The 1202-nt window shown below is 70.4% G+C and carries 1 protein-coding gene; it reads left to right on the top strand.

Features of this window, described 5'->3' with window-relative positions; genetic code table 11:
* Positions 1-1199, top strand: a 1199-nt coding sequence (locus FS770_RS13460; protein ID WP_222126529.1) for an ISL3 family transposase, incomplete at its 5' end; no start/stop codon positions are given.
* Positions 1200-1202: the final 3 nt, after the last annotated feature.

Here is a 1202-nt window from a genome sequence, read left to right as displayed (position 1 = left end):
GCAGAGTCCTGACCCCGGACGAGTGGTGTCGACGCTGCGGCGCCGAAGGCGCTGCTCGGGACACCGTGATCCGTCGGCTCGCGCACGAGCCGCTGGGGTGGCGACCGACGGTGTTGGAGGTCGCGGTGCGTCGCTACCGCTGCACCGGCTGCGGGCACGTGTGGCGCCAAGACACCACCCGTGCGGCCGAGCCGCGGTCGAAGCTCTCGCGCCGTGGGCTGCGGTGGGCGCTCGAAGCGCTGGTCGTGCAGCACCTCACCGTCACCCGGATCGCCGAGGGACTCGACGTCGCCTGGGACACCGCCAACGACGCCGTGCTTGCTGAAGGCCGACGTGTTCTCATCGACGACCCGGCCCGCTTCGACGGCGTGAGGGTCATCGGCGTCGATGAGCACGTCTGGAGGCACACCAGGCGCGGCGACAGGTACGTCACCGTGATCATCGACCTGACCCCGATCCGCGACAAGACCGGCCCCGCCAGGCTGCTGGACATGGTCGAGGGTCGCTCGAAGGAGGCCTTCAAGACCTGGCTCGCCGCCCGACCCGACACCTGGCGCGACGGGATCGAGGTCGTCGCGATGGACGGGTTCACCGGCTTCAAGACCGCCGCCGCCGAGGAGCTCCCCGACGCGGTGGCGGTCATGGATCCGTTCCACGTCGTCCGCCTCGCCGGGGACGCGCTCGACCGGTGCCGGCGCCGGGTGCAGCAGGCCATCCACGGCCACCGCGGGATGAAGGGCGACCCGCTGTATGCCGCGCGGCGGACCCTGCACACCGGCGCCGAGCTGCTGACCGACAAGCAGGCCGCTCGACTCCGCACGTTGTTCGGGGCCGAGGAGCATGTCGAGGTCGAGGCGACCTGGGGGATCTACCAGCGGATGATCGCCGCCTACCGCCACGAAGACCGCCACCACGGCCGCGAGCTCATGGCCAACCTGATTGCCTCGATCAGCAGCGGTGTCCCGAGGGCGCTGGTCGAACTCACCACACTCGGCCGGACGCTGAGGAAGCGCGCCGACGACGTGCTCGCCTACTTCGACCGCCCCGGCACGTCCAACGGTCCGACCGAGGCGATCAACGGCCGCCTCGAACACCTCCGCGGCAGTGCTCTTGGGTTCCGCAACCTCACCAACTACATCGCCAGGAGCCTGCTCGAGACCGGCGGGTTCAGACCCCGTCTACACCCTCGACTGGGATGAGCC

The organism is Kocuria salsicia (genome assembly GCF_007681555.1).
Lineage (GTDB): Bacteria > Actinomycetota > Actinomycetes > Actinomycetales > Micrococcaceae > Kocuria > Kocuria salsicia.
The sequence above is the reverse complement of the archived record's forward strand: the minus strand, read 5'-3'. Positions and strand labels throughout refer to the sequence as shown.